Origin of the sequence: Pseudomonas sp. RGB, assembly GCF_007713445.1 — a bacterium.
Classification (GTDB): Bacteria; Pseudomonadota; Gammaproteobacteria; order Pseudomonadales; family Pseudomonadaceae; genus Aquipseudomonas.
Window position 1 is genome coordinate 90,353 of the sequence record NZ_VMSH01000013.1, and the last position, 25,664, is coordinate 116,016.

The window sequence follows — 25,664 nt, forward strand, 5'->3', positions numbered from 1 at the left end:
TGTGGGAGCGGGCTTGCTCGCGAATGCGCTGGGTCAATGAAGAATCCCTCAACTGACACACCGCATTCGCGAGCAAGCCCGCTCCCACACAGGTCATGCCGTGCTCAAAGAACTCGGCCATCCCACGCCACTGTCACATGCCTGGGCAACTCGCGCCGATGTTCCAGCAACCACGCATCCAGCGTATGCCCCACGTGCGTCAGCACGCCCAATTGCGCACCTGATTCCTCAATGCTGCGCAATGCCAGCGTCACGTCATTGTGATTGCGCGGTGCCTGCGGCTGCGGTGGCATGGAGCAATCGAGCACCAACACCTCCAGCGGCGCGCGTTGCAGCCAGGCCAGGGTGGCAGGCGGCAGGCCGACCGTGTCGGTGAGGTAGGCGATGCGCCGACCTTCGCCTTCCAGCAGATAACCGAAGGTGGGTTTGGAGTGCTGCAACGGCAGCGCCGTCACGCACAACTCGCCAAATTCGCGGGTTTCGAATGCGCCAAACGGCTGGCTGAAATCCAGGATCCCCGGGTGCTTGTAAAGGTCGGACAACCCTTGCGGATCCGCCGGGCCATGCACCGGAATCACCAGCCCCTGGCCCCAGCGCGAATGCAGCAAACCTTGCGCATGGTCAGCGTGGTAGTGCGTCTGGAAAATCCCGTTGAAACTGCGCGGCGGGAAGCGGTCGGTCAGGTCCGGCAAACCGCTGTCGATCAACCAGCGCTGGTCGCCGCATTCGATCAACGCGCTGCACGGTCGGCGGCGTAACCCTTCATCGCTGCGCGCCAGGGCGCAGGCGGCGCATTCGCAGCCGTACACCGGAACTTGCCGCGCGTCACCGGTGCCAAGCAAGGTCAGGCGCATGCCGAGTGCCCGTGGTCCAGGCAGCACAGCAAGCGCTCAACGGTATGCACCAGCGGGCCGGAGTTATCCAGCACCAGCAGCCCCGCACCATTGCCGGCGATCAGGTCTGCGGTGAACCGCGCATTGCGTGCCAGGCGCTCCTCGATATCGGCCAGCGACTCACGCCCCCGCGCGATCAGGCGCTGGCGCAACACGGTTTGGTCGACCGTCAGCAACAGCACCAGCGACGAGGGATACCGTTCGCGGGTTTGCGCCAGGTGCGCGCGGGACCCATTGACCAGCACGTCTTCCCCCGCCGCCAGCCAATCGTCGATCACACGCGGGATGCCGTACGACAACCCATTGGCGTGCCAGCTGAGGGCAAACGCGCCCTCGGCCTGCATCGCGGCGAACTGCTGCGGGCTCACACCTTGAGCCGCCTCGCCCACGGCTTCGGCCGAACGGGTGATCACCCGCCGCACAATTCGGCAGCCGCGCTCGGCCAAGCGCGGGCGGGCGGCATCCAGCAGGCTGTCCTTGCCCGAACCCGATGGCCCGATGAGATAGATCAACCTGCCTGCCATCAAAACACCCTCTTCGCTTGTCGCCACACTTGTTGCAACACGGGCAGCCCTTCACGGCGTTTGGCCTGGACCAGGTCGGCGCGCAGGCCCACCGCAATTTCACCGCGATCGGTCAGGCCCGCCCCGCGCGCGCGCCAGGCTGATCATCTTGACCGCGCGGGCCAGGCCGGCGGCGGCCACATTACCCGAGTGTGACCCGCCGCGCACCACGTTCGGCGCGCCCATCAACACTTTCATGTTCAGCGCCTGGCAGCCCTGGGCTGCTTCAAGCGTAGTGGGGAATTCGGCGATGGTCATGCCGTAGCGCGCGGACTCTTCAACATGCGCCAACGTTGCGTCGTCATGGTTGGCCACCGACAACCCACGAATTCAGGCAGAACGCGCCGTTAGGTTTTGGGGCCGCTGCGCAGCCCAGCGCAGGGCAAGCCTGCTCGCCACAAGGGTTCGCCTCTATATAATCATTCGACCTTTAGGACCTGCCCTACACAGTTTTCGGGTTGCGTCCGAGTAACCTCGCCGCTAACCTTCGCGGGTCGCTGCAAAATCAGCGAACGGGTGTGGTAGCCCGGTTCTTTCATAGATCCCCAAAAACGCTCCAGGGCGTTTTTTTGTGCGGGCTGCTTTGTGGCGGCTGTGCACGGGAGGCTTCGGCCTGCCGGGTTTCTATGACCGGTCTACCACCCCGTGTACAGTCGCCTCCTTACATCGTGTGGTAGCGAGATGGAGGTGCTCATTCATAGGAGCTTCCCCATGAAAAAAGTCACGCCTAACCCCCCGCCATCCCATTCGGATGACACCCCACAACTCCCGCCCAACCTCATCTTCACCGTCCGCCCCGGCCTCAGCACCGAAGTTGCCTTGAGCAATGCCAGTGAGATGCTCGAATCGGCGACCGTGTGTGCGTACGACTGTGCCGAGCACTTGGGGGGCACAGGCCGCAAGCAGGTGCTGGCGGTGGTGCAGATGATTGAGATTGCGCAGTTGTTGGTGGATCAAGCGCTGAACCGGGAGTGTCCCGTAGCTTGATAGCGCGGTGATTGCTGTGGGAGCTGGCTTGCCTGCGATGGCGGTGGGTCAGCTGGCGGATTTATGGCTGACACACTGCTATCGCAGGCAAGCCAGCTCCTACACTGAGTGTGGTGTACATCAGGGGATTTCTCGCACGATGGCGAAACAGGCCTAGAACTCAGATCAGGTAGAGTTCAAAACTGTGGGAGCGGGCTTGCTCGCGAAGGCGGTGGGTCAGTAATTGATAGGCTGGCTGACACTCCGCTTTCGCGAGCAAGCCCGCTCCCACATTTGGTCTTCAGTGGATGCAAGAATGCATTTAGCGCGTATGAAAAAGGCGACCCGAAGGTCGCCTTTTTTCATTGCGCGTATTGCTTGCTCAACCCAGGCGGTACGCCGTGCACATCGGTTTCTTCCCACGGCCCGTTCGGGCTGATGGAGCGGCTCCAGCCGTTGCTCCAGCGGTAGTAGGTGCGCTGGCGGTAGAAGGTGTCGGGCTGTTCTTCCAGCACGTACACCTGCATCTTGCCGTCCCAGTGGCTGGCGGCGCCCGGGGGCGGGGCGAAGGTTGGCGATTTGCTTGGCAGCGGTTTCGGCGGCGGGGTCACCGGGCCGGACGGTTGGGTGCTCGGCTGGGTCGAAGGGCCCGACGGTGGGATGGTCGGGCCGGTGGGTGCCGGAGGTGGCCGGTGGACCGCACAAGCGCTCAGGCCGAGTACCAGGCTGAGCAAGGTGATGCGTGCAAATGCGGGCATAGGCGTTTTCCTCGATTTACTTGTCCGGACTGTCGATGGTCAGCTGCTGCAGCGCAGTGGCAGTGCTGGCCAAGGGTTGGCTGCGGCCGATCCACTCGCCAGCGGTCGGAAGACCGGCCCGGGATATGCGCGCAACCAGTTGGACTTCGGGGAAGTTCGACAGTTTCAACTGCGGCATCATCGCGTCCGCATCACCCAGTTCGACGGTGACTGGCAGTTCGGCGACGGTCACGCGCTTGGCCGCCAGCGGCGCAGGCGGGCCGGAGACGGCGCGGGCAAAAATGAACACGCTGTCGGTGGGCAGGGCTTTGGCCTTCACCTCGGCGGACAAATCCACACGGACTTTGAGAACAGCCTTGGGCGCTTGAGCGACAGTACCACCGCTCTCCCTGAGCTTTTCCGCCGCTCGGTCGATACCACCTTGCAGCGCGACCCGGGAATTGTCTTGCGGTGGCAGCTGCGCCAACAGACGGTTCCAATAGTCGATGGCGTCCTGATAACGCTGGCCTTCAAAGGCGGCAATACCCAACAGGCCAAGGCTGGTGACTTCCTTGGGGTCCAGCTTCAAGGCTTCATCGGTCAGCGCCTGCACCTTGGGCGACCACTGTTTGTTGTCGGCAAAGTACTGCGCCTGCGCCCACTGGCCGAGCAGTTCCGGCTGGCGCCCGGCTAAAGCCACGGTGCGCTCGAAGACGTTGGCCGCATCGGCGGAACGGTCCTGGGCCATGTAGGCGCGACCGAGGAAGTACAAGCCTTCCGGCGAATCCGGCTGGGCAGCGGCGGCGCGTTCCAGGCGCTGGGTCATGTCTTGCATCGACACCGGCGGCTGGGAGAATTCGCGGGTCAGCTCGACCTTATCGCTGGCGCCGTAATGCAGGTACAGCGCAACGCCCAGGACCGGCACCAGAAACGCCGCCAAAAACGGCAACGGTTTGCCCAGGCGCGATTCGCGAGGTTTTTCCACGCCTTCGGTATCGGCCAGCAGCTCACGGGCCGCTTCGGCGCGGCCGGTGTCGAGTTGCGCGGCATTCAGCACGCCTTCGTCCTGCTGCACTTGCAGCTCGGCGACGCGTTCCTGGTAAAGCGCCACGTTGAGCGCGGTGCGGTCCTCTTCACGCTGGGCGCGGCGGCCGCGCAACACAGGGATCAACAGGAAACTCAGGGCAATAAGGAGCAGCAACCCTGCTGCGAGCCAAAAATCAATCATCAGTCTTGGTGTCCAGCAATTGGTCGAGGCGTTTGCGCTCTTCAGGGGATAACGCGTCGGAGCCATCGGTAGGCGCGGCGCGGCGGCGGCGGACGATCACGGCCATGACCACCACACCGGCCAGCAACAGCCCGGCTGGGCCGAACCAGAGCAGCGCGGTCTTGCCGGTGAGGGCCGGTTTGTAGCGCACGAAATCACCGTAGCGGTCGACCATGAAGTCGATGATCTGCTGGTTGTCCTTGCCCTCCCCCAGCATGCGGAAAATCTCTTTGCGCAGGTCGGCGGCAATCGGCGCGTTGGAATCGGCGATGTCCTGGTTCTGGCACTTGGGGCAACGCAGTTCCTTGGTCAGTTCGCGAAAACGCTCACGGTCACCGTCCTTGGCGAATTCGTAGGTGTCGATGGCAGCGTGGGCTACGCCGGCCAATCCGAGAGCGAGAACAGCAGCGGCTAACAGACGCTTCATGGCTTGGCCTCATCGACCAGCGCCTGGTACTTGGCGGCCAGTTGCTCGCGCCACACCACTTCGTCGATCACGCCGACGTATTTGTCGCGGATCACACCTTTGGCATCAATAAAGAAGGTTTCCGGGGCGCCGTACACGCCGAGGTTCAAACCGAGGTTGCCGTCTTCATCGCGGATATCCATCAGGTACGGGTTGTGGAACTCCGCCAGCCACTTCAAGGCCGCCGCATTGTCGTCCTTGTAGTTGATGCCGTAGATCACCACGCCCTTCTCGGCGAGTTTGTTCAACACCGGGTGTTCGACGCGGCAGGAGATGCACCAGGTGCCCCACACGTTGACCAGCGCCGGTTTGCCCAGCAGGTCGGCCTGGGTCAGGGTCTTGTCGCCCTGCACCGTCGGCAGGCTGAACACCGGGAATGGCTTGCCGATCATCGCCGAAGGCAGCTCGGCCGGGTCCAGGTACAAGCCGCGATAAAGAAACACCGCCACCACCAGAAAGGCCGCCAGCGGTAACACCATCAACCAACGCTTCATGCCGGCGCTCCTTGCAGGCCGAGGGCTTCACGCACGCGGCTTTTGACTTTGACCCGATAACGCCGGTCCAGCGCGGCCAGCAAACCGCCAAAGCCGGTGAGCAACCCGCCGAACCAGATCCAGCGCACAAACGGTTTGACGTGCACGCGCACCGCCCAGGCGCCGTCGCCCAGGGGTTCACCGAGCGCCACATACAGGTCGCGGGTGAAACCGGCGTCGATGCCCGCTTCGGTCATCATCGAGCTTTGCACGGTGTACAGGCGTTTTTCCGGGTGCAGCACGGCCACTTCCTTGCCGTTGCGCACCACGCGGATGGTGCCTTTGTCCGACGTGAAGTTCGGGCCTTCAAAGTGCTTGGCGCCTTCGAAGATGAAGTGGTAACCGGCCAGGTCCATGGACTCGCCGGGTGCCAGGCGCAGGTCGCGCTCGGCGCTGTTCTGGCTGGAGAGCACCACGCCGAGGGCGCACACCGCGATGCCGAGGTGCGCCACCTGCATGCCCCAATAGCTGCGGGTCAATGTCGGCAAGCCTTTGATCAGGCCTTTGTGGCGGGTTTTGTCGACAATGTCGCGCACGCCGGCCAGCAACACCCAGGCGGCGAGCAGGAAGGTTGCGAGCACCGCCCAGTTGAAGTCGCCGTAGGCAAAGCCTGCGATCACCGCCAAGGCCACACTGCCCAGCAGCACCGGCATCAGCATGCCCGCCAGCCATTTCACCGGGGTGTCTTTCCAGCGCACCAATACACCGACTGCCATCACCACCATCAGCAGGCCCATCAGCGGGATAAACAACGCGTTGAAGTACGGCGGACCAACCGACAGCTTGGCGCCGCTCAGCGCGTCCAGCACCAGCGGGTACAAGGTACCGAGCAGGATCATCGACGCGGCCACCACCAGCACCAGGTTATTGCCCAGCAACAGGGTTTCACGCGACCACAGGTTGAAGCCGACTTGGCTCTTGACCACCGGCGCGCGCAACGCAAACAAGGTGAGCGAGCCACCGACTACAAACAGCAGGAAGATCAGGATGAACACGCCGCGCGCCGGGTCGGACGCAAACGCATGCACCGACGTCAGCACGCCCGAACGCACCAGGAACGTGCCAAGCAAACTGAGGGAAAACGCGGCGATGGCCAGCAACACGGTCCAGCTCTTGAACACGCCGCGTTTTTCGGTGACAGCCAGCGAGTGAATCAGCGCGGTGCCCACCAGCCACGGCATGAACGAGGCGTTTTCGACCGGGTCCCAGAACCACCAGCCGCCCCAGCCGAGTTCGTAATAGGCCCACCACGAGCCCAAGGTGATGCCGATACCGAGAAAGGCCCAGGCGACGATGGTCCACGGCCGCGACCAGCGCGCCCACGCCGCATCGAGGCGCCCGCCGAGCAAGGCGGCGATGGCGAAGGCAAAGGCCACCGAGAAACCCACGTAACCCATGTAGAGCATCGGCGGGTGCACGATCAGGCCGATGTCTTGCAACAAGGGGTTGAGGTCATGCCCGTCCACCGGGATCTGCGGCAGGATGCGGCTGAATGGGTTGGAGGTCATGATCAGGAACAGCAGAAAGCCGATGCTGATCATGCCCATCACCGCCAGCACCCGCGCCAGCATGACTTGCGGCAGTTGGCGCGAGAACACCGACACGGCGAAGGTCCAGCCGCCAAGAATCAAGGCCCACAACAGCAACGAACCTTCGTGGGCGCCCCACACGGCGCTGAATTTGTAGTACCAGGGCAGCGCGCTGTTGGAGTTGTTGGCGACGTAGGCGACAGAAAAGTCATCAGTCATGAAGGCGTAGGTCAGGCAACCAAACGCGAACAGCAAAAAGGCAAACTGGCCCCAGGCGGCCGGCTGGGCCAGGCTCATCCACAGGCGGTCGCCGCGCCAGGCGCCAAGCAAGGGCACCACGGCCTGGACGACGGCAAAGCACAAGGCGAGGATCATCGCCAACTGGCCCAGCTCGGGAATAAACAGTGCGGACGTCATCAACTTAGCCCTCCTTTGCCGGGGTTGGAGCGGGTTGGCCGCTGTCTTTCAGGGCCTTGGTGACTTCCGGCGCCATGTATTTCTCATCGTGCTTGGCCAGCACTTCATCGGCGACCACCACGCCGTCGGCATTGAGCTTGCCGAGGGCGACGATGCCCTGGCCTTCGCGGAACAGGTCCGGGAGGATGCCGCGATAGGTAATGGTCACAGCCTTGTTGAAGTCGGTGACCACGAAGGTGACGTCGAGGGAATCGCCGGAACGCTTGAGCGAGCCCTTCTCCACCATGCCGCCCGCGCGAATGCGCGTGTCTACCGGCGCTTCGCCGTTGGCGATCTGGGTCGGGGTGTAGAACAGGTTGATGTTCTCCCGCAGGGCGCTCATCGCCAGGCCCACGGCAACACTCACACCGACCAGGATGGCCAGGATGATCAACAGACGCTTTCTACGCAGCGGATTCACTTATCGGTCTCCCGGCGCAAACGACGCGCCTCTTGTTGCAGGTAACGCTTGCGGGCCAGGATCGGCGCGGCGACGTTGAGGGCCAGCACCGCCAGGCAGATGCCATAGGCCGTCCAGACGTACAGGCCGTGGTGGCCCATGGCGAGAAAATCACTGAAAGAGTTGAAACTCATCCCCGCGCTCCCAGGCTGTTTTGCACTTCGGCCTTGACCCAGCTGGTGCGGGCTTCACGCTTGAGCACTTCCAGACGCATGCGCATCAGCAGCACGGCGCCGAAGAAGCAATAAAACCCCAGCACCATCAGCAGCAGCGGCGCCCACATTTCCACGGGCATCGCCGGTTTTTCGGTAAGGGTGAAGGTGGCGCCCTGGTGCAGGGTGTTCCACCACTGCACCGAGTATTTGATGATCGGGATGTTGATCACGCCGACAATCGCCAGCACCGCGCAGGCCTTCGCGGCGCTGTCGCGGTTGCTGATGGCATTGCCCAGGGCGATCAGGCCGAAGTACAGAAACAGCAGGATCAGCATCGAGGTCAGGCGCGCGTCCCATACCCACCATGAACCCCAGGTCGGCTTGCCCCAGATAGCGCCGGTGACCAGCGCCACGGCGGTCATCCACGCGCCGATGGGCGCGGCGCATTGCAGGGCGACGTCGGCCAGTTTCATCTTCCACACCAGCCCGACCACGCCGCACACGGCCAGCATCACGTAGCAGGACTGCGCCAGCATCGCGGCGGGCACGTGGATATAGATGATGCGAAAGCTGTTGCCTTGCTGGTAGTCCGGCGGTGCGAAGGCCAGGCCCCAGACCAGGCCGATGCCGATCAGCAACACGGCGGCAATGCTCAACCACGGCAGCAGCTTGGCGCTGATGCCGTAAAACCATTTGGGCGAGCCGAGCTTGTGAAACCAGGTCCAGTTCATTGCTGTTTCCATCACGGTGGTTTCTCGTCTTGGCGAGAAACTCAGGGTCTTTACTGGTTAATAACGCTTAACCAGACCTCATTATTCGCCGACGCTGATCTTCAGGCCAGCCGCTATAGCAAAGGGTGTCAGGGTTACCGCCAGGGCGGTCAGGCTGCCAAGCCACAGGAGGTAACCGGTCGCCGGCATGCCCATGAGCGCGGCCTGCAAGGCGCCGCTGCCCAGGATCAACACCGGGATATACAAAGGCAGAATCAGCAGGGCCAGCAACAGGCCGCCCCGCTTCAAACCGACGGTCAACGCTGCGCCCACCGCCCCCAACAGGCTGAGCACCGGCGTACCGAGCAACAAGGACAGCAACAATACCGGCAGGCATTCGACGGGCAAGCCCAGCATCATCGCCAGCAACGGTGAGAGCAAGACTAGCGCCAAGCCGGAAAAAGCCCAGTGTGCCAGTACCTTGGCCAGAACCAGAAGTGGCAGCGGGTGCGACGAAAGGACCCACTGTTCGAGGGAACCGTCTTCGAAATCGCTGCGAAAAAGCCCGTCCAGCGAGAGCAGCACCGATAAAAGCGCCGCTACCCACACTAACCCTGGGGACAAGGTTTGCAACAGTTTAGTCTCGGGACCGACCGCCAACGGGAACAAGGCGATGACGATGGCAAAGAACACCAACGGGTTGGCCAATTCAGCCGGGCGACGGCACAACAGCCGTGCTTCACGGGCGACCAGCAGCGCGAACACACTCATACCGACCACCGGCCCAAATCCAGCTCACGGTAACCGGCGGGCATGCGCGTCAGCGTGTGGTGAGTGGTAAGCACCACTGAACCGCCCTGCTCGCAGTGCCGGGCCAGGTGTTCTTCGAGCTGGGCGACGCCTTGTTTGTCGAGGGCAGTGAACGGTTCGTCGAGAATCCACAGCGGCGGGCCCGGCAGGTACAAACGCGCCAGGGCGACGCGGCGCTGCTGGCCGGCGGACAGGGTATGGCAGGGAACATCTTCAAAGCCTTTGAGGCCGACGGCCGCCAGGGCTTGCCAAATGGCATCACGGGAGGCCGGGTGATGCAGGGCGCTGAGCCAGCTGAGGTTCTCTTCCGGCGTGAGCACGTCCTTGATGCCGGCGGCGTGGCCGATCCAGATCAGGTTGCGGGCCAGTTCGCTGCGTTGTTCGTTGAGCGGCTGGTCGTTGAGCCGCACACCCCCTGCCGTCGGCTGCATCAAACCGGCCAGCAGGCGCAGCAAACTGGTCTTGCCGCTGCCGTTGGGGCCGCTGATTTGCACCATGTCGCCGCCCGTCAGACGCAGTTCGAGGTGTTCGAACAGCATCCGCAGGTCGCGTTCACAGGCGAGCGCTACGGCTTCAAGAAGAGGGCTGGTCAAGAGATCGCGGGCCTTTACGGTTCAAGTCGGCGGTGCAGCGGCCGTTATAGAGAGATGCACAATAACGGCTTTGGCGACCGATTTTAGAGAGCTGGATCAAATAGTTGTGAGGTTTTTACCGCTCTCTTTGCAGACGGGCGGCATTATACATGTGATGCCCTACTCTAAAGAGGGCAATTTCCCCAGAGACGATGCGCACGATGACCGGTGAGATCAACCTTCCTACGCTGCCTCCTCCCCCGGCGCCCGGGCCCGCCCCGCTGCCGCCGACCGGCGAGCTGCTCAAACTGCTGGAGCCGCAGGCCGGACTGATCGACCCTGGGAAAACCGCCAACGCCGAGGTGATCGCGCTTAAACAAGGCGGCGATGCGTTTCAGCTGCTGCTCAAATTGACCCTTGAAGGCGGCCGCCAGACCCTGGTGCAAGCCAGCAGCGCCCAGCCTTTGCCGTTGGGCAGCAATGTAGCGGTGAGCCAGACGCCAGCCGGCAACCTGACACTCTCGTTGCAGCAGGCCTTGAGCGCCAACGTGGCCGCCCTCACCCGTATCGACACCACGCAAATGCCGGTGGGCACGCTGTTGCAAGCCAAGGTGCTGACCACCCAGATGTTGCCGCAAGGCACCACGCAACCGGCGATCTACCGCTCGCTGGTGACGGTGCTCAACAACGCCCTAGCCGGCACCACGCTGACGCTGGAAAGCCCGCAACCACTGCGGGTGGGCAGCTTGCTCAGCGCCGTGGTGCAAAATGCGCAGACCTTGAACTTCGTGCCGTTGAGCGGGCTCAAGGATCAATTGGCCGTGGCACAACAGCTTTCTACTCAGCAAAGTCGCCAAGGCTCGCTGGACGTGGTTTTCACCGCCCTGCAAAACCTGCCCACCGACGACAGCACGTCCACCGACCTGCGCGCCGCGGCGGCGCGGTTGCTGGCGGCGTTGCCCGACCTGGCACAAGTGAGCAATCCCAAGGTGTTGGCACAGCTGGTACAGAACAGCGGCGCGTTTCTTGAAGCCAAGTTGCTCGCCGGGCAAAACCCGCAAATCCCGCCGCTGGACATGAAAGGCGCGTTGCTGCGCCTGGTCGCCGACTTACTGCCTGCGCTGCCCAGTGCCACCAATCTCAACGCCATCCTCGCCGCCAATACCCTGGCCCAGGTATTGCCCAACTTTGTGCGTAACCCGCTGAATACGCTCGGCCAGATCGGCGCGCGTCAGGCACCCGCCGGCTTTCCGCTGCCGGATCGGCTGATGCAGCGCCTGGAAGGCGAAAGTGACCTGGAAAACCTGCTGCGCCTGGCCGCCGGTGCGATTTCGCGCCTGCAGAGCCATCAGCTGTCGAGCTTGGAGCAAACCGGCACCACCGCCGATGGCCGCTTGCAAACCACCTGGCAACTGGAAATTCCCATGCGCACCTTGCAGGACATCGTGCCGTTGCAGGTCAAGTTCCAGCGCGAGGAACCGATGCCTGACAAGGATCAGCCCGAACGCAAAGACAAGAAAGACCCCAAGCAGATGCTCTGGCGCGTCGAGTTGGCGTTCGACATGGAGCCGCTGGGGCCATTGCAGGTTCAGGCGCAACTGACCCGAGGCAAACTGTCCAGCCAGCTGTGGGCAACCCGGCCCTTTACCGCCAACTTGATCGAAAGCCACTTGGGCCATTTGCGCGAGCGCCTGGTGACCTCGGGCCTCAACGTCGGCGACCTGGATTGCCACCTCGGCACCCCACCGCGCGGCCCGAGAACCGGCCTGGAACAACGCTGGGTGGATGAAACCGCATGAAAAATCCAGCCCCACCACGCCAGGCGATTGCCCTCAAGTACGACGGCCAGCAAGCGCCGACCCTGACGGCCAAGGGCGACGATGCCTTGGCCGAAGCCATTTTGAAGCTGGCGCGGGACAATGAAGTGCCGATCTATGAGAACGCCGAGCTGGTCAAGCTGCTGGCGCGCATGGAGCTGGGCGACAGCATTCCGGAAGAGTTGTACCGCACGGTGGCGGAGATCATTGCGTTTGCGTGGACGCTGAAGGGCAAGTTTCCGGCGGGGTACGACCCGAACGCCGAGCCGGTGGAAAGGGATGTGACTGAGCGCGGGGATGATTACTAAAGACTCAGACCTCATGCCCCTTGCGGTAAGCGGACATGTTGTCGCGAGCGGGCTTGTCGTGGCGAGCGGGCTAGTTGTGGCGAGCGGGCTTGCCCCGCGTTGGGCTGCGCAGCAGCCCCAAACCCTCACCGATTACATCTTTCTGAAAAACCGTGCCGGCTGTATTAGGGCCGCTTCGCGCCCCAACGCGGGGCAAGCCCGCTCGCCACAACGAACCCGCTCGCCACAGGGAGCCCTCCCACATTTAGATCGCTACTGTCAGTTCAGCACTTCGCTCAGCGGAATGAAATTGACGTTGTCGCCGATAGCCAGCGTGGTGCCTTCCAGCACTTCCACAAACCCTTCTGCCCAAGCGGCGCTGCGCAGCACGCCGGAGCTCTGGTTGCGGTAGATGATCGCCTTGCCCTGCTCGATCCGCCCGCGCAGGTATTCGCGGCGGTTGCCCGGCTTGGGCCAGGTGAAACCCACCGGCACTTCGAAACGCAACGGCTCCACCTCTTGCACGCCTTGGCGGCGCAGCAGATAGGGCCGCGCCAGCAACGCAAAGGTCACCAGGGTCGAAGCCGGGTTGCCGGGCAGGCCAATCACCGGCACACCGCGAAAATGCCCGAAGGTCAGCGGTTTGCCCGGTTTGATCGCCAGCTTCCACAGGGCCAACTCGCCCTCTTCGCGCAGGGCGATGCCGAGAAAGTCAGCCTCGCCCACCGACACTCCGCCGGTCGACAGAATCAGGTCGACACTGCCCAGATCCGCCAGGCGTTTGCGGGTTTTTTCCAGGTCATCCGGCAGAATCCCGGCGTCGATCACCTCGCAGCCCATGCGCGCCAGCCAACTGCACAGCACGCGTCGGTTGCTGTTGTAGATCTGCCCCGGGCCGAGCGGCAAACCGGGCTCGATCAACTCGTCGCCGGTGGACAACACGGCCACGCGCACGCGGCGCACCACGCTCAAGCGGTCGTGCCCCAGGGAGGCGGCCAGGCCCAGCTCGATCGGGCCCAGGCGGGTGCCGGCGCTCAACACCAACTCGCCGACGGTGGTTTCCTGGCCTTGCGGGCGGATGTTCTGGCCCACCTGCAAGGGTTCGCTGAAACTCACGCGCTCATCGGCGTGGACCACGGCGTTTTCCTGCATCTCTACACAATCGGCGCCTTCGGGCACTGGCGCACCGGTAAAGATGCGCGCGCAGGTGCCGGCGGCCAACGGCTGCGGTGCCTGGCCGGCGAAGATGCGTTGGCTGACGGGCAAGGGCTCGCCGGTCCAGTCCGCCAGGCGCAGGGCGTAACCGTCCATGGCACTGTTGGGCCAGGGCGGCAAGTCGAGCGTAGAGATCAGGTCGTGCGCGAGCACGCGGCCATCGCAGTCGGCCAGCGGCACCACGTGCGGCTCACGGATCGGCGCGGCTTCGGCCATGTCCAGCAGTTGGCGCAGCGCGTCCTCCACTGGCATCAGGGCGCCAGTTTTGCCGGGCTTATCCACGGGATTCGCAGGGTTCGGCCTGCTTCAAGTGAGGAACGAAGTTGCACGGGCGATGACGGTTGTCCAGTTGCTCGGCGAGGATGCCGTCCCAGCCGGTACGCACCGCGTTGGTCGAACCCGGCAGGCAGCACACCAGCGTGCCATTGGCCAGGCCGGCCAGGGCGCGCGATTGCACGGTGGAGGTGCCGATATCGGCCACGGAGATCTGGCGGAACAATTCGCCAAAGCCATCGACCTGTTTATACAACAGGCAGCTCACCGCTTCGGGCGTGCTGTCGCGGCCGGTGAAGCCGGTGCCGCCGGTGATCAGCACCACTTGCACCACGTCTTCGGCGATCCAGTGGGCGACTTTCGCGCGGATTTTGTAGAGGTCGTCCTTAAGCAGCGCGCGCTCGGCCAGGTTGTGGCCGGCGGCGGTCAGGCGGTCGACGAAGACCTGGCCTGAAGTGTCGGTGTCCAGGGTGCGGGTGTCGCTGACAGTCAGTACAGCAATATTCAGGGGTACGAAGGGCGCATCAGCCTTGGCTTTCATGGCTCGGTCCGGTTGTCGAAGGAACAGCCCGATGTTATATCACAGGGCCCTATTTACCTGCCGCAGCGGAACCGCCATGTCTCTCGATTCTTCGCCCCTGCCCTGTTCGATTCTGCTGCTGGCCGGTGGCCGCGGCCAGCGCATGGGTGGTCAGGACAAGGGCCTGCTGCCCTGGCATGGCCAGCCGTTGATTGCCCACCTGCAACGCCTGACCCGGGCGCTGACGGATGACCTGATTATCTCGTGCAATCGCAACCATGACCTGTATGCGCCCTACGCCGACCAGTTGGTGAGCGACGACAGCCCGGACTTTCCCGGCCCGCTGGCAGGCATCCGCGCCGGGCTGGCCGCCGCGCGCCACGCACAGCTGCTGATCCTGCCCTGCGACGTGCCAAACATCGACGCGGCGCTGCTCGCCGACCTGCGTGAAACTGCACGCCGCACACCGCTGGTGCCGGTGATGGTGCGTCAGGGCGAATTCTGGGAACCCTTGATCTGCATCATCCCGACCCACCTGCAAACCGAAGTAGAACGGGCCTGGGAAGCCGGTGAACGCAGCCCGCGCAAGATTCTGCTGCAACTGGGCGGCGTGGGCCTGGAGTGCCCGGCGAATGACCCGCGCCTGGCCAACCTGAATACACCTGAACTGTTGCACGCAGCCTTCGGCGTGTCAGAATGAACCTCGCACAAGGAACTTTGTCGACGCGCAGCGCGTCACAAGGTCAGCAATTTAAAAGCATTCTCTCGGAGACACACTCATGACTCAACGGACCATCGCCGCTCTCATGCTTGCACTGGGCCTCGCTACTCTCGCCGGTTGCGCCTCGCCTACAGTGATCACCCTGAATGACGGTCGCGAAATCCAGGCCGTCGACACCCCTAAATTCGATAAGGCTTCGGGCTTCTACGAGTTCGAACAACTTGACGGCAAGCAGACCCGCATCAACAAGGATCAGGTTCGCACCGTTAAAGACCTGTAAGTCTTAACGCTGGACCCACAAGGCCCGCCTCGCGCGGGCCTTGTCGTTTGCGGGGTTTACCAGTCGAGGGTGATTCGGCTGCGGAAATCGCGTTGCTCACCGGTGACCGGGTCGATAAACCGCACGCCCTGGGCCAGCAGTTTGAGCGGGTTGGCGTAGTCGTCCTCGGCGTCCTTGATGACGTCGGGGTAGAACGGGTCATTGCAGATACTCGCCCCCAGCGCGGTCATGTGAACGCGCAGCTGGTGCTTCTTGCCGGTTACGGGGAACAGGCCGTAGCGCCACAGGTCGGCGTTTTTCTCACGGACTTCCACCGCCGTCTCGGTGTTGCTGACGCCGGGGCCTTCCTGCATGCGAAAGAACGGTTCGCCCCCCACCAGACGGCTTTTGTGAACCATGGGGAAGGTCAAATCAGGCAACGCTGGAGCGATGGCTTCGTAGAATTTGTCGATGCGCCGTGTTGGAAACAGCTGTTGATAAGCTGAACGGCTGTGCGGGTTGGCCGAGAACAGCACCAGCCCTGCGGTGTGCCGGTCGATGCGGTGCAAGGGCACCAGAGCAGGGTTATCCAGGCGCCGGATCAAGCGGCGCAACAGGGTCTGTTCAACGTACTCGCCCGCCGGGGTCACCGGGAGAAAATGCGGTTTGTCGGCGACCACCAGGTGCTCGTCGGCATACAGGATGGTTTCCTCAACCGGAATGACCTTCTCATTCGGCACTTCACGGAAGTAGTAAATGCACAGGCCTTGCTTGTAGGCCAAATCCATTCTGATCGGCGTTCCGTTGATGTCGAGTACGCGGCCACGGGCGATGCGATCCAGCCAGTGCTCGCGGCCAATTGCAGGGAAATGCTCGCACAGACACTCCAGCACCGTCGCCCAATTGCCAGGTGGCAAATACAACGTACTGGCTTGGTGTTGCGACGCGGAAAAACCGGAAGATGACATGACAATGCTCGAAGCCTGGAAAATCAGGCGGGCATTATCCCGCATGGAGCGCGATGGAGCCTAGGGCGGATCTCAGGCCTTGGCCAATTGCGCGCGCAGGACTGGCGAAGCGCTGGCCGCCTCGGTGAACTCCTTGAGCCAACGCAGTACGTCCACAGCTTCCCAGCGACCCGGATCATAAAGCGCGTACAACAACCCTTGGTAACCCACCACATCCAACTGCTTGTGATAACCGGCGCGCTGGAACAACGCTTCGATCTCGGCAAAGCAGGTATTGAAGTGCACTTTGTTAAAAGGCGTCTTGCCTTCCGTGACCAGGCCGTCGAGGCGCAGCTCGTTCACCGCGTCGCGCACGACGTCGGCGGACATGCGATTGACGCTGCTTTTCAGTTGTTCAACATTCACCACGGGCGTTCCCTCTATTCAATCGCTGTACAAACATACAGTAACTTAATATTTGGAAACTCGCCATCGGAGAAAGCCTAGGACAGGAAGGCAACAACCTGTCCGGTGTCGAATGGCCAGTCCAGCTCTGCCCCGGTATCCACCCGGCGAAGCACCGGAATCCGCAGGCTGTAGGCGTCGGTCAGGTCATCGGGGTCGGTGATGTCCACCAGTTCCACCAGCAACCCGTGTTCGACGAGCGGCATGATTTCGACTTCGGCGATCTCACAAAGATGGCAACCCAGGGTGCCGAATAACTGGCATTCAGGAAGCATGGCGAAGGGGCCTGATCAGGAAACAGGCAACCATTCTAAGCCTGCCAAATACCGGTGGCGAGCGGGGTGATCCGGGTTGATTGGCGAAAGGGCTCAGGCGGCGGGTGTGTTTGTTCGGGATGGACGTGGCTGGCGGGTTTCAGGGGCGCTTCGCGCCCCAACGCGGGGCAAGCCCGCTCGCCACAGCAAGCCCGCTCGCCACGACAGGCACGCTTGCCACAGGAGGCACGCTTGCTACAACTTGCCTGCTTGGCATTGAAAGCCTGACCCAGATCACCATGGCCTATAACTGATTCAGCGATTCTCGCGCCTTTTTGTCCGCTCAACCTGCAAGGAAGCTGCCCGTGTTTGCCAATTTGCTGATTATTCTGGCCTCATCCCTGGTGGTGATAGCGCTGTTTCGACGCCTGCAATTGCCGCCCGTGCTGGGTTACCTGTGCGTGGGCCTGGCGGTGGGCCCCACCGCTCTGGACTGGGTGAATGACAGCGAAGAGCTGCCCGACCTTGCCGAATTGGGGGTGGTGTTCCTGCTGTTTTCCTTGGGATTGGAGTTTTCCCTGACCAAGATGCTCGCCCTGCGCAGGGTGGTGTTTGGCTTGGGCAGTTTGCAGGTGCTGGGGTGCGCAGCCTTGCTGGGAGGCCTGTTGATGGGCTTCGGTCTGTCGCCAAGCGTCGCGCTGTTGCTCGGCGCGGGGCTGGCATTGTCCTCCACCGCGATTGTCAGCAAGGAGCTGAGCAGCCTTGGGGAAATCTTCAGCAGCCACGGCCAGAATGCGATTGGCGTGTTGCTGTTCCAGGATGTGGTGGCGGTAATGTTGCTCACGTTGGTGCCGGTGTTTGCCGGCAGCAGCGAACACGCCTGGTATTGGGCGCTGCCGCTGACGCTGGGCAAAACCGTGCTGTTGTTCGTCGGCCTGCTGTTTGCCAGTCGCTGGTTGCTGCCCCGCCTGTTCCACGAAGTTGCCGCGTCCCATTCGGCTGAGCTGTTTGTGCTGTTGGCGCTGGTGATCGTCTTGCTCACCGCCTGGCTCACGCATTTGCTCGGCCTGTCCCCTGCCCTCGGGGCTTTTCTGGCGGGCATGCTGTTGGGCGAAAGCCATTACCGGCATCAGATTGAAGCGGACATACGGCCATTTCGCGACATCCTGCTCGGGCTGTTTTTCGTCAGCATCGGCATGCTTATCGACCTGCAACTGTTTGTCAGCCACAGCCTGCTGATCCTCGGCCTGACCCTCGCGCTGATGCTGCTCAAGGGCTGTGTGGTGGCAGCGCTGGTCAAGCTGCGCGGCAGCGACAGTGAAACCGCGTGGCGCAGCGGCCTTGCCCTGGCGCAAGGCGGCGAATTCTGCTTCGCGTTGATGGCGCAGATGCAGCAGAGCCGGCTGATCCCGGACGAGTTCAACGGTTTGCTGCTGGCCGCCACCTTCTGCTCGATGCTGCTGACGCCGTTGTTGCTGCGCGCCGCACCGGGCATCGCCCTGCGCCTGCACCGCAAGCCCAACCAGCAGGTGCAACTGGAGGAAATCACCGCGCTCAATGCCGATTTACGTGGCCACGCGGTGATTTGCGGGTATGGCCGCGTCGGGCAATCCATCGGGCGCTTTCTGCGTCGGGAACATCAGGCATTCATCGCCCTGGATGACGACCCCGAGCGCGTGACGCAGGCCGCCACCGAAGACAGCAGCGTGCATTACGGCGACTGCCGCCGTGGGGCGCTGCTCAGTGCGGTCGGCCTGGAGCGCGCGCGGCTGGTGGTAATTGCCGTGGACAACAGCGATGTGGCCCTCACGGTCCTGAAAGAGGCCAGAAGGATCAACCCGCACGTCCCCGTGCTGGTGCGCACGCGCGATGACAGCCAACTGGCCGAGTTGAAAGCGGCGGGCGCCAGCGAAGTGGTGCCCGAGCTACTGGAATCGAGCCTGATGCTCGCCTCCCACGCCTTGATCCTGCTGGGCCTGCCGGACCACCAGGTGCAGGCGCGGGTGGATGAGGTGCGCCAGAGCCGTTATCGCCTATTGCACGGCTTTGATGCGCAGACCGAAAAACCGCTCAATCCTGACTGACCGCCCCAATCTTGTGGATCGACAGGTCTGCGCCGTAGTACTCCTGCTCCTGGCTCAGGCGTAGCCCGTGTACACGCTTGATCACGCCGTACACCACCAGCCCGCCGACCAGCGCCACCGCCACGCCCAATGCCGTGCCGATCAACTGGCTGATCAGGCTCACGCCGCCCAGGCCGCCAAGGGCCGTCTGGCCAAAGATGCCGCACGCAATGCCGCCCCATACGCCGCACAAGCCGTGCAGCGGCCATACACCCAGCACGTCGTCGATCTTCCAGCGATCCTGCGCCGCGATGAAAAACCACACAAACAAACCACCGGCCACCGCACCCGTGACCAGCGCGCCCACCGGGTGCATCAGGTCGGAACCGGCGCAGATCGCCACCAGCCCGGCCAACGGGCCGTTATGCAGGAAGCCTGGGTCATTGCGGCCAATCACCAACGCGGCAACGGTGCCGCCGACCATGGCCATCAACGAGTTCACGGCTACCAGGCCGCTGACGCCATTGAGGGTCTGCGCGCTCATCACGTTGAAGCCGAACCAGCCGACAATCAGGATCCACGAGCCCAGCGCCAGAAACGGAATGCTCGATGGCGCAAAGGCCACCAAGCGCCCTTCCCGGTATCGACCATTGCGCGGTCCCAGCAGCAGCACCGCCGCCAGCGCCAGCCAGCCGCCCATGGCATGCACCACCACGGAACCGGCGAAATCATGGAAGCTGGCACCAAAGGTTGCGAGCAGCCAGGCTTGCAGGCCGAAGTTGCCGTTCCACACCATGCCTTCGAAAAACGGGTAGATAAACGCCACGATCAGCGCGGTGGCACACAGCTGCGGAGCGAACTTGGCGCGCTCGGCAATGCCCCCGGAAATAATCGCCGGAATCGCCGCTGCAAACGTCAGCAGGAAGAAAAACTTCACCAGGCCGTAGCCATGATCGGCGCTGATCACGGCCGCCGGTTGCATGAAGCTCACGCCGTAGGAGATCCAATAGCCTATAAAGAAATAGGCCAGGGTCGAGATGGCGAAGTCGCTGAGGATCTTCGACAGGGCATTCACCTGGTTTTTCTGGCGCACGGTGCCGACTTCCAGGAACGCGAAGCCGGCGTGCATGGCCAAAACCATGACCGCACCGATCAGGATGAACAGGGTGTTGGAGCTGTGAACAAGTGTGTCCACTGCACTTTGCAAATTTTCCATGGAGGTTGGCAGGCCTGCATTAAAGGCAAAAAGCACCAAAGCGGTTCAAGCCAGAGTGTCGCGCACTAAATTGGCGCCACCAGCCCCACCTCTGTGCAGAAGGTGTGAACCGCTTTAGCGCAGCGATCAACACAAAAGGCCGTTGCCGACAGGGTTTTTCCGCGGGTTTTATTTATTTAGGGTAAGGTTTTTCAAGGCATTAGCCTCGGGTCACCCGGATTCAGCGCATACCCTGGGGCAGGCGCACCAAGGCAAAGCAAAAGCTGTACCAGACAATTGCAGTGAACCTTCACCGTTAGCGGTGACTCGAAAACAAACGTAACGCACCAGACGCACAGATCAGCCAATCACGGAGATAACCATGGCCCGAAGAACTGCAAAGACTGCTCAAGAAATACTGATGGCGGATTTTCAAACCCTGGTCAGTGACACTGAAAGGTTGCTGGACGACACCGCGGTATTGGCCGGCGACCAAGCCGACGAGCTGCGCACCAAGATCCACGACAGCCTGCTCAAGGCCCGCGAAACCCTGCAACTGACCGAAGATTCCCTGCGTGAACGCGGCCAGGCGGCTGTCACCGCCACCGAAGATTACGTGCAAGCCAACCCTTGGCAGTCAGTCGGCATTGCCGCCGGCGTTGGCTTTCTGATCGGTCTGCTGGCTACAAGGCGCTAATACCATGTCTATCGGCGAATCCGGCTCGTCCACGAGCTCAAGCTCCACTTCCCGACGCCTGGGCGCGGCCGTTCTGGGCTTGCTGCACAGCCACGTCGAATTGTTTGGCATCGAGTTGCAGGAGCAGAAATCCCGCACGGTCAGCTTGCTGCTGTTTGCAGGCCTGGCGCTGGTATTTGCCCTGCTGTTACTGGTGGGGTTATCGGCGCTGGTGATGATTCTGGTCTGGGACACCTACCGTCTTACCGGGATTATCAGCCTCTGCGTGTTCTACAGCCTGGCCGCAGCGTTTTGCGGAGTGCGCTTGAAAGCGGCGATATTCGATGAATCCACGCCCTTCCACGCCACCCTCGAAGAGCTGGCCAATGATCGGGAGCGCCTGCTGCCATGAGCATGACTGAAATCCCGCAAAACACCTCCCGTCGGGAAATGCGCAAGGCGTTGATCCGCCTGCGCATGGAAATGCACCGTCAGGAAATCCGCCATGAATCCCATCAACTGATGGTCCCGCTGAACAAAGTGCGTGACCTGCGCCATAACTGGCAGGACAGCCTGGGCATCAAGCACGCGCCGCTGTGGGGCGTGGCCGCAGTGACGCTGATGGGCTTTTTTACCGGTAAGGGCGCCAAGGGCGGCAGTATCAGCAGCGTGACGCGCCTGGTGCGGCTGGGGGCCGGTTTGATCCCGTTGATCAAATTGGCCATGGCAGGGCGCAAGGGTTAAGCGCGACTGGCTGCATTCTTGCAAACAGAATTGGCCCGGCCTTCGTTACTGAGGGCCGGGCCTTTTTTCGCCAGCTCTCTTAAGGAGGCCCCGTGATCGACGGGCAACCGCTCGCCTGCTTCCAGCCATTTATCGACACTGCCACCGGGCGCATCGCCGGCGTCGAGGCACTCGGCCGTCTGCGCCAGGCTGACGGGCGCTTGCTGTCAGTCGGCCCGCTGTTTGCCGACCCGCGCACACCGGGCGTGGCCTTGCGCTGCCTCGACCGGCAGATCCGCGACAATGCCTTGAGCCGCCTGCATGAAGCGCCTGCAGACTGGTTTTTGAGCCTGAACATCTCACCCCGCTGGATCAACCGTCTGCGCCCCGGCCAAGCCTTGCCCAGCCTGAAGCAGGTGCACGCGCATGGCGTCGATCCGCAGCGCATTGTGTTCGAGATCACCGAACTGGGTGGTGACATCCAGCGTCTGGCCGAGGTGGTGGCGCGCTATCGTGAGGCCGGTGCACGCATTGCCATCGATGACTTCGGTGCCGGCTACTCCCAGCTTGACCGCGTACTCGCGCTACAGCCGGATATCCTCAAGCTGGACATGCGCCTGTTCCAGGAAGCCGCCAAGGGCGGACCGAGCAGTGAGATCGTGCGTGCGCTGGCGCAAATGGCCGAGAAGACTGGCTGCTGGATCATCGCCGAGGGCGTGGAAACCGAGGCGCAGCTGAGCTTCGCCCTGGAATGCGGCGCGCGATATGTGCAGGGTTACCTGTTTGCCCAGGCGCAACTCGACTGGTTTGCCACCGATGCCTTCGTGCCGCAGTTTGCCCGCCTGCGTACGGTTTACGTGCAGCAGAAACTGGCTGAACGCGGCCGCATCATGCAGTTGCGCCTGCAACTGGCCGAACTGATGAAGATCCTGCAGAACTGGGCGCAGGGCCAGGCGCCGCTGGACCAGTTACCTCAATTGCCGGATTTCCCCTGGCTGCTGCGCTTTTATCAGTGCGACCGGCATGGCACCCAGCTGACGCCCAACTTCGAATGGCGCCAGGACGCCTGGCAGGCCGACAGCCGCTACCTGGGGCACAACTGGTCGTGGCGCCCCTACTTCTATCACCTGCTGGCCGAAGGCTGGGAGGAGCGGCGTCTGACCCTTTCTTCGACTTACCGCGACGCCACCACCAATCAGTATTGCCTGACCGCCGGACAATTCTTCGATAACGGTCAGCGTTTGCTGTTAATCGATATAGACGCGGTCGGCTTGTAGATTTTCGCTTGCCCCGGTGCAGCTGAACCGGGAAGCTGGGAGGGTCATTCACCGCACGGAGAGTACCCGCCTTGGATTGGCCCACCCTGCTTACCCGCGAACGTCTTGGAAAGCCTCTGCACAGCCCGGAAGAACTCGGCCGCAGCCCGTTTCACAAAGACCATGACCGTATCATTTTCTCCGGCGCCTTCCGCCGCCTGGGCCGCAAGACCCAAGTGCACCCGGTGTCCAGCAACGATCATATTCATACGCGCCTGACCCACTCGCTGGAAGTCAGTTGCGTCGGCCGTTCGCTCGGCATGCGCGTGGGCGAAACCCTGCGCAGCGCCCTGCCCGACTGGTGCGACCCCAGCGATCTGGGCATGGTCGTGCAATCGGCTTGCCTGGCCCATGACATCGGCAATCCGCCGTTCGGGCATTCCGGCGAAGATGCCATCCGCCACTGGTTCCAACAGGCGGCCGGGCGCGGCTGGCTGGACGACATGAGCAGCGCCGAGCGCAATGATTTCCTCAATTTCGAAGGCAACGCCCAGGGTTTTCGGGTGCTGACCCAGCTTGAGTACCACCAGTTCGACGGCGGCACTCGCCTGACCTATGCCACCCTGGGCACTTACCTGAAATACCCCTGGACCGCCCGCCACGCCGACTCGCTTGGGTACAAGAAGCATAAGTTCGGCTGTTACCAGAGCGAGCTGCCGATCCTTGAGCAGATCGCCCACAGGCTTGGCCTGCCGCAACTGGAAGAACAACGCTGGGCCCGTCACCCGCTGGTGTACCTGATGGAGGCGGCCGACGATATCTGCTACGCCTTGATCGACCTCGAGGACGGCCTGGAAATGGAGTTGCTCGAATACGCCGAGGTCGAGTCGCTGTTGCTCGACCTGGTGGGTGACGACCTGCCCCAGACTTACCGGCAACTGGGCGCGCAAGACTCGCGCCGGCGCAAGCTGGCGATTTTGCGCGGCAAGGCCATCGAGCACCTGACCAATGCCGCCGCCCGGGCTTTCGTGGAACAGCAGGATGCCTTGCTCGCCGGCACACTGCCGGGCGATCTGGTGGAGCACATGCATGGCCCCGCCAAGCGTTGCGTGCTGGATGCCAAGGACATGGCCCGCAAGAAAATCTTCCAGGACAAGCGCAAGACCCTGCATGAAATCGGCGCCTACACCACCCTGGAAATCCTCTTGAATGCATTTTGCGGTGCCGCGCTGGAGCAGCATGGCGGGCGCACGCCGTCGTTCAAGAACCGGCGCATCCTCGACCTGCTCGGCAACAGCGCACCGGACCCGGCGTGGCCGTTACACGCCTCGTTCATGCGCATGATCGACTTTATTGCCGGCATGACCGACAGCTACGCCACCGAGATGGCGCGGGAGATGACCGGGCGTTCAAGCCCACAATGACGCTTGCGATCACGCCGCCTGTTCCCCGAACAGAATCTGCCTACGACGGGAACAGAGCTGCCTGATCGAATTCGTACACTCATTCAAGGAATAATCACGCCCGCTTCTGGCGGACCTGGCGAGCAATTCCTACGCGCCACCCCATCGACGCTTGACTGACCCGTGTGCCCCTATGCCCAGACACCCTCTTCGAATCCTATTGGTGGAGGATCACCCCTTTCAGCTTCTGGCCACTCAGTGCCTGCTTAACACCTTCGGCTTCGACCACCTGACGCTGGCAGAAAATGCCGAACAGGCGATCCGCGCGATGTCTGAATCCAAAAGGCCGTTTGACCTGATGCTGTGCGACCAATGCCTGCCTGATTTACTCGGCCTGGAGCTGGTGGAAATTGCCAGTCGCCAACACTTTATAACCGGCGCCATCCTGCTGAGCGGGCTGCCTTCCTCGGAACTCTTCAACCTGACCACCCAAGCCCTGCAGCGTGGTTTGCCGCTGCTTGGTTATTTATCCAAACCGCTGAATAAAGACGAACTTGCAAAGTTGATTGCGCCCCTGATCCGATTGTAAATGTAGGACTTTAAACTCCGTCCACCTACGAAAATATACCTGGGCCAATCGCTGATTCGCTGGCACTGCCAATGACCGCACCGATTTAAAACTTGCTTACATCCAGCGTCACAAAGCCTTAACAACTGGTAGGCAACTACCTTTTTTCATGTAGGAATTCTCCTGTTTTATACCTGTTCCCACCATGGTTCATGCTCCTCCCTCTTCTTCTGAGCTAATGTGCCCGCTTTATTTGCACTTGCATGGAATGTGATTATGAACACGGTTTTTATCATTGATGACCACCCCGTTATCAGGCTGGCGATCCGCATGTTGCTGGAACATGAGGGTTATAAAGTCGTCGGTGAAACGGACAACGGTTGTGATGCGATACAAATGGTTCGCGAATGCCTGCCGGACTTGATCATTCTGGATATCAGCATTCCCAAACTTGACGGCCTCGAAGTGCTGTGCCGGTTCAACGCCATGAACACATCGATGAAAACCCTGATTCTGACCGCTCAGAGCCCGACGCTGTTTGCCACCCGCTGCATGCGCTCGGGCGCGGATGGCTATGTGTGCAAGGAAGGCGACCTCAGCGAACTGCTGAGTGCCATCCGCGCCGTGCTGTCGGGGTATAACTATTTTCCCAGCCAGGCCCTCAATGGTAATGCAGACGGCACAGACACGCTGGAACTTGAACTGTTTAAAACAGTGAACGACCGGGAACTGATGGTATTACAACTTTTCGCACAAGGCCGCACCAATAAGGAAATCGCCAAAGGGATGTTTCTAAGTAACAAAACAGTAAGCACTTACAAAAAAAGGCTGATGCAAAAACTTAAAGCCAAGTCCTTGGTAGAACTTATCGAGATGGCAAAACGAAACGCGCTAGTGTGAGAAAG

31 protein-coding genes and 1 pseudogene are annotated in these 25,664 nt (G+C 62.0%); 13 read left to right on the plus strand and 19 right to left on the minus strand.

Features of this window, described 5'->3' with window-relative positions; genetic code table 11:
* Positions 1 to 104: 104 nt before the first annotated feature.
* The 3 genes and pseudogenes from phnP to FPT15_RS23380 all read right to left on the minus strand — a co-directional run.
* Positions 105 to 854 (minus strand): phosphonate metabolism protein PhnP, encoded by a 750-nt coding sequence (phnP, locus tag FPT15_RS23370; RefSeq protein ID WP_145165050.1) that lies wholly within the window; start codon positions 852 to 854, stop codon positions 105 to 107.
* Complete coding sequence (gene phnN / locus FPT15_RS23375) at positions 845 to 1,417, minus strand: phosphonate metabolism protein/1,5-bisphosphokinase (PRPP-forming) PhnN (protein WP_145165052.1); 573 nt, start codon at positions 1,415 to 1,417, stop codon at positions 845 to 847. Before phnN ends, phnP begins: the two co-directional genes overlap by 10 nt.
* Positions 1,417 to 1,783, minus strand: a pseudogene (locus tag FPT15_RS23380) (alpha-D-ribose 1-methylphosphonate 5-triphosphate diphosphatase); the annotation flags it as partial. The gene phnN and the pseudogene FPT15_RS23380, both read right to left, overlap by 1 nt.
* Positions 1,784 to 2,167: 384 nt before the next feature.
* Here FPT15_RS23380 and FPT15_RS23385 point away from each other — a divergent pair.
* A complete protein-coding gene (locus tag FPT15_RS23385; RefSeq protein WP_145165054.1) occupies positions 2,168 to 2,443 on the plus strand; it encodes a DUF6124 family protein in 276 nt (91 codons plus the stop codon).
* Between the two features lie 341 nt (positions 2,444 to 2,784).
* Here the strand turns inward: FPT15_RS23385 and FPT15_RS23390 are convergent, their stop codons facing one another.
* The 10 genes from FPT15_RS23390 to ccmA all read right to left on the minus strand — a co-directional run bounded on the left by FPT15_RS23390 (position 2,785) and on the right by ccmA (position 10,138).
* Positions 2,785 to 3,180, minus strand: a complete 396-nt coding sequence (locus tag FPT15_RS23390; protein WP_145165056.1) for a hypothetical protein — start codon at positions 3,178 to 3,180, stop codon at positions 2,785 to 2,787.
* Positions 3,181 to 3,196: 16 nt separating this feature from the next.
* Positions 3,197 to 4,387: a c-type cytochrome biogenesis protein CcmI gene (gene ccmI, locus FPT15_RS23395; protein WP_145165058.1), complete on the minus strand. Its 1,191-nt coding sequence runs from the start codon at positions 4,385 to 4,387 to the stop codon at positions 3,197 to 3,199.
* A complete protein-coding gene (locus FPT15_RS23400; protein WP_065901641.1) occupies positions 4,380 to 4,853 on the minus strand; it encodes a cytochrome c-type biogenesis protein in 474 nt (157 codons plus the stop codon). Before FPT15_RS23400 ends, ccmI begins: the two co-directional genes overlap by 8 nt.
* Positions 4,850 to 5,386, minus strand: coding sequence for a DsbE family thiol:disulfide interchange protein (locus tag FPT15_RS23405; RefSeq protein WP_145165060.1), 537 nt, complete (start codon positions 5,384 to 5,386; stop codon positions 4,850 to 4,852). Before FPT15_RS23405 ends, FPT15_RS23400 begins: the two co-directional genes overlap by 4 nt.
* Positions 5,383 to 7,371, minus strand: coding sequence for a heme lyase CcmF/NrfE family subunit (locus FPT15_RS23410; protein ID WP_145165063.1), 1,989 nt, complete (start codon positions 7,369 to 7,371; stop codon positions 5,383 to 5,385). Before FPT15_RS23410 ends, FPT15_RS23405 begins: the two co-directional genes overlap by 4 nt.
* A 4-nt stretch (positions 7,372 to 7,375) precedes the next feature.
* Positions 7,376 to 7,831, minus strand: a complete 456-nt coding sequence (gene ccmE, locus FPT15_RS23415) for a cytochrome c maturation protein CcmE (protein ID WP_145165065.1) — start codon at positions 7,829 to 7,831, stop codon at positions 7,376 to 7,378.
* On the minus strand, positions 7,828 to 8,004 hold the full coding sequence (ccmD, locus tag FPT15_RS23420) for a heme exporter protein CcmD (RefSeq protein ID WP_106576792.1): 177 nt from the start codon (positions 8,002 to 8,004) through the stop codon (positions 7,828 to 7,830). The genes ccmE and ccmD overlap by 4 nt, the downstream gene beginning before the upstream one ends.
* Entirely contained in the window at positions 8,001 to 8,756 is a 756-nt protein-coding gene (locus FPT15_RS23425) for a heme ABC transporter permease (RefSeq protein ID WP_145165067.1), read from the minus strand. Before FPT15_RS23425 ends, ccmD begins: the two co-directional genes overlap by 4 nt.
* Before the next feature lie 81 nt (positions 8,757 to 8,837).
* Entirely contained in the window at positions 8,838 to 9,506 is a 669-nt protein-coding gene (ccmB, locus tag FPT15_RS23430; RefSeq protein ID WP_003189951.1) for a heme exporter protein CcmB, read from the minus strand.
* The gene (gene ccmA / locus FPT15_RS23435; RefSeq protein ID WP_145165069.1) at positions 9,503 to 10,138 is read right to left on the minus strand and encodes a cytochrome c biogenesis heme-transporting ATPase CcmA; all 636 of its coding nucleotides are present in this window, start codon (positions 10,136 to 10,138) and stop codon (positions 9,503 to 9,505) included. The genes ccmB and ccmA overlap by 4 nt, the downstream gene beginning before the upstream one ends.
* A 200-nt stretch (positions 10,139 to 10,338) precedes the next feature.
* Between ccmA and FPT15_RS23440 the strand changes: the two genes are divergently transcribed.
* Both FPT15_RS23440 and FPT15_RS23445 read left to right on the plus strand, forming a co-directional pair.
* Positions 10,339 to 11,916: a flagellar hook-length control protein FliK gene (locus FPT15_RS23440; RefSeq protein ID WP_145165071.1), complete on the plus strand. Its 1,578-nt coding sequence runs from the start codon at positions 10,339 to 10,341 to the stop codon at positions 11,914 to 11,916.
* A complete protein-coding gene (locus FPT15_RS23445) occupies positions 11,913 to 12,242 on the plus strand; it encodes an EscU/YscU/HrcU family type III secretion system export apparatus switch protein (RefSeq protein ID WP_145165073.1) in 330 nt (109 codons plus the stop codon). The genes FPT15_RS23440 and FPT15_RS23445 overlap by 4 nt, the downstream gene beginning before the upstream one ends.
* A gap of 258 nt (positions 12,243 to 12,500) precedes the next feature.
* Here the strand turns inward: FPT15_RS23445 and glp are convergent, their stop codons facing one another.
* Positions 12,501 to 13,688, minus strand: coding sequence for a gephyrin-like molybdotransferase Glp (gene glp / locus FPT15_RS23450; protein ID WP_145165075.1), 1,188 nt, complete (start codon positions 13,686 to 13,688; stop codon positions 12,501 to 12,503).
* Between the two features lie 22 nt (positions 13,689 to 13,710).
* Positions 13,711 to 14,250, minus strand: a complete 540-nt coding sequence (gene moaB, locus FPT15_RS23455; protein WP_145165077.1) for a molybdenum cofactor biosynthesis protein B — start codon at positions 14,248 to 14,250, stop codon at positions 13,711 to 13,713.
* A gap of 76 nt (positions 14,251 to 14,326) precedes the next feature.
* On the opposite strand from moaB, the gene mobA reads away from it, so the two are divergent.
* Together mobA and FPT15_RS23465 are read left to right on the plus strand one after the other, a co-directional pair.
* Complete coding sequence (gene mobA / locus FPT15_RS23460) at positions 14,327 to 14,929, plus strand: molybdenum cofactor guanylyltransferase MobA (protein WP_145165079.1); 603 nt, start codon at positions 14,327 to 14,329, stop codon at positions 14,927 to 14,929.
* 79 nt (positions 14,930 to 15,008) lie between these two features.
* Positions 15,009 to 15,230: a YgdI/YgdR family lipoprotein gene (locus FPT15_RS23465; RefSeq protein ID WP_065901933.1), complete on the plus strand. Its 222-nt coding sequence runs from the start codon at positions 15,009 to 15,011 to the stop codon at positions 15,228 to 15,230.
* Between the two features lie 56 nt (positions 15,231 to 15,286).
* Here FPT15_RS23465 and FPT15_RS23470 read toward each other — a convergent pair whose 3' ends face one another.
* From FPT15_RS23470 to FPT15_RS23480, 3 genes are all read right to left on the minus strand, one after another.
* A complete protein-coding gene (locus tag FPT15_RS23470) occupies positions 15,287 to 16,177 on the minus strand; it encodes a pseudouridine synthase (protein ID WP_145165081.1) in 891 nt (296 codons plus the stop codon).
* Positions 16,178 to 16,249: 72 nt separating this feature from the next.
* Positions 16,250 to 16,585 (minus strand): hypothetical protein, encoded by a 336-nt coding sequence (locus tag FPT15_RS23475; RefSeq protein WP_003189932.1) that lies wholly within the window; start codon positions 16,583 to 16,585, stop codon positions 16,250 to 16,252.
* Positions 16,586 to 16,659: 74 nt separating this feature from the next.
* Positions 16,660 to 16,896: a glutaredoxin family protein gene (locus FPT15_RS23480; RefSeq protein ID WP_145165084.1), complete on the minus strand. Its 237-nt coding sequence runs from the start codon at positions 16,894 to 16,896 to the stop codon at positions 16,660 to 16,662.
* A 344-nt stretch (positions 16,897 to 17,240) separates the two neighbouring features.
* Between FPT15_RS23480 and FPT15_RS23485 the strand changes: the two genes are divergently transcribed.
* Positions 17,241 to 18,959: a monovalent cation:proton antiporter-2 (CPA2) family protein gene (locus tag FPT15_RS23485; protein WP_145165086.1), complete on the plus strand. Its 1,719-nt coding sequence runs from the start codon at positions 17,241 to 17,243 to the stop codon at positions 18,957 to 18,959.
* Here FPT15_RS23485 and FPT15_RS23490 read toward each other — a convergent pair.
* Entirely contained in the window at positions 18,946 to 20,154 is a 1,209-nt protein-coding gene (locus FPT15_RS23490; RefSeq protein WP_145165088.1) for an ammonium transporter, read from the minus strand. The genes FPT15_RS23485 and FPT15_RS23490 overlap by 14 nt on opposite strands.
* 361 nt (positions 20,155 to 20,515) lie before the next feature.
* Here FPT15_RS23490 and FPT15_RS23495 point away from each other — a divergent pair, with 361 nt between their 5' ends.
* The 7 genes from FPT15_RS23495 (at position 20,516) to FPT15_RS23525 (ending at position 25,659) form a co-directional block, all read left to right on the plus strand.
* Positions 20,516 to 20,830 carry a YqjD family protein gene (locus tag FPT15_RS23495; protein ID WP_106576799.1) on the plus strand — a complete coding sequence of 105 codons (315 nt, stop codon included), beginning with the start codon at positions 20,516 to 20,518 and terminating at the stop codon, positions 20,828 to 20,830.
* Between the two features lie 4 nt (positions 20,831 to 20,834).
* On the plus strand, positions 20,835 to 21,221 hold the full coding sequence (locus tag FPT15_RS23500; RefSeq protein ID WP_064451560.1) for a phage holin family protein: 387 nt from the start codon (positions 20,835 to 20,837) through the stop codon (positions 21,219 to 21,221).
* The gene (locus FPT15_RS23505) at positions 21,218 to 21,553 is read left to right on the plus strand and encodes a hypothetical protein (protein ID WP_145165090.1); all 336 of its coding nucleotides are present in this window, start codon (positions 21,218 to 21,220) and stop codon (positions 21,551 to 21,553) included. The genes FPT15_RS23500 and FPT15_RS23505 overlap by 4 nt, the downstream gene beginning before the upstream one ends.
* Before the next feature lie 92 nt (positions 21,554 to 21,645).
* Complete coding sequence (locus FPT15_RS23510; RefSeq protein ID WP_145165092.1) at positions 21,646 to 22,809, plus strand: EAL domain-containing protein; 1,164 nt, start codon at positions 21,646 to 21,648, stop codon at positions 22,807 to 22,809.
* 71 nt (positions 22,810 to 22,880) lie between these two features.
* The gene (locus FPT15_RS23515) at positions 22,881 to 24,212 is read left to right on the plus strand and encodes a deoxyguanosinetriphosphate triphosphohydrolase (protein WP_106576802.1); all 1,332 of its coding nucleotides are present in this window, start codon (positions 22,881 to 22,883) and stop codon (positions 24,210 to 24,212) included.
* Positions 24,213 to 24,384: 172 nt separating this feature from the next.
* Positions 24,385 to 24,780 (plus strand): response regulator, encoded by a 396-nt coding sequence (locus FPT15_RS23520; protein ID WP_145165094.1) that lies wholly within the window; start codon positions 24,385 to 24,387, stop codon positions 24,778 to 24,780.
* Between the two features lie 255 nt (positions 24,781 to 25,035).
* On the plus strand, positions 25,036 to 25,659 hold the full coding sequence (locus FPT15_RS23525; protein ID WP_106576804.1) for a response regulator transcription factor: 624 nt from the start codon (positions 25,036 to 25,038) through the stop codon (positions 25,657 to 25,659).
* Positions 25,660 to 25,664 lie beyond the last annotated feature (5 nt).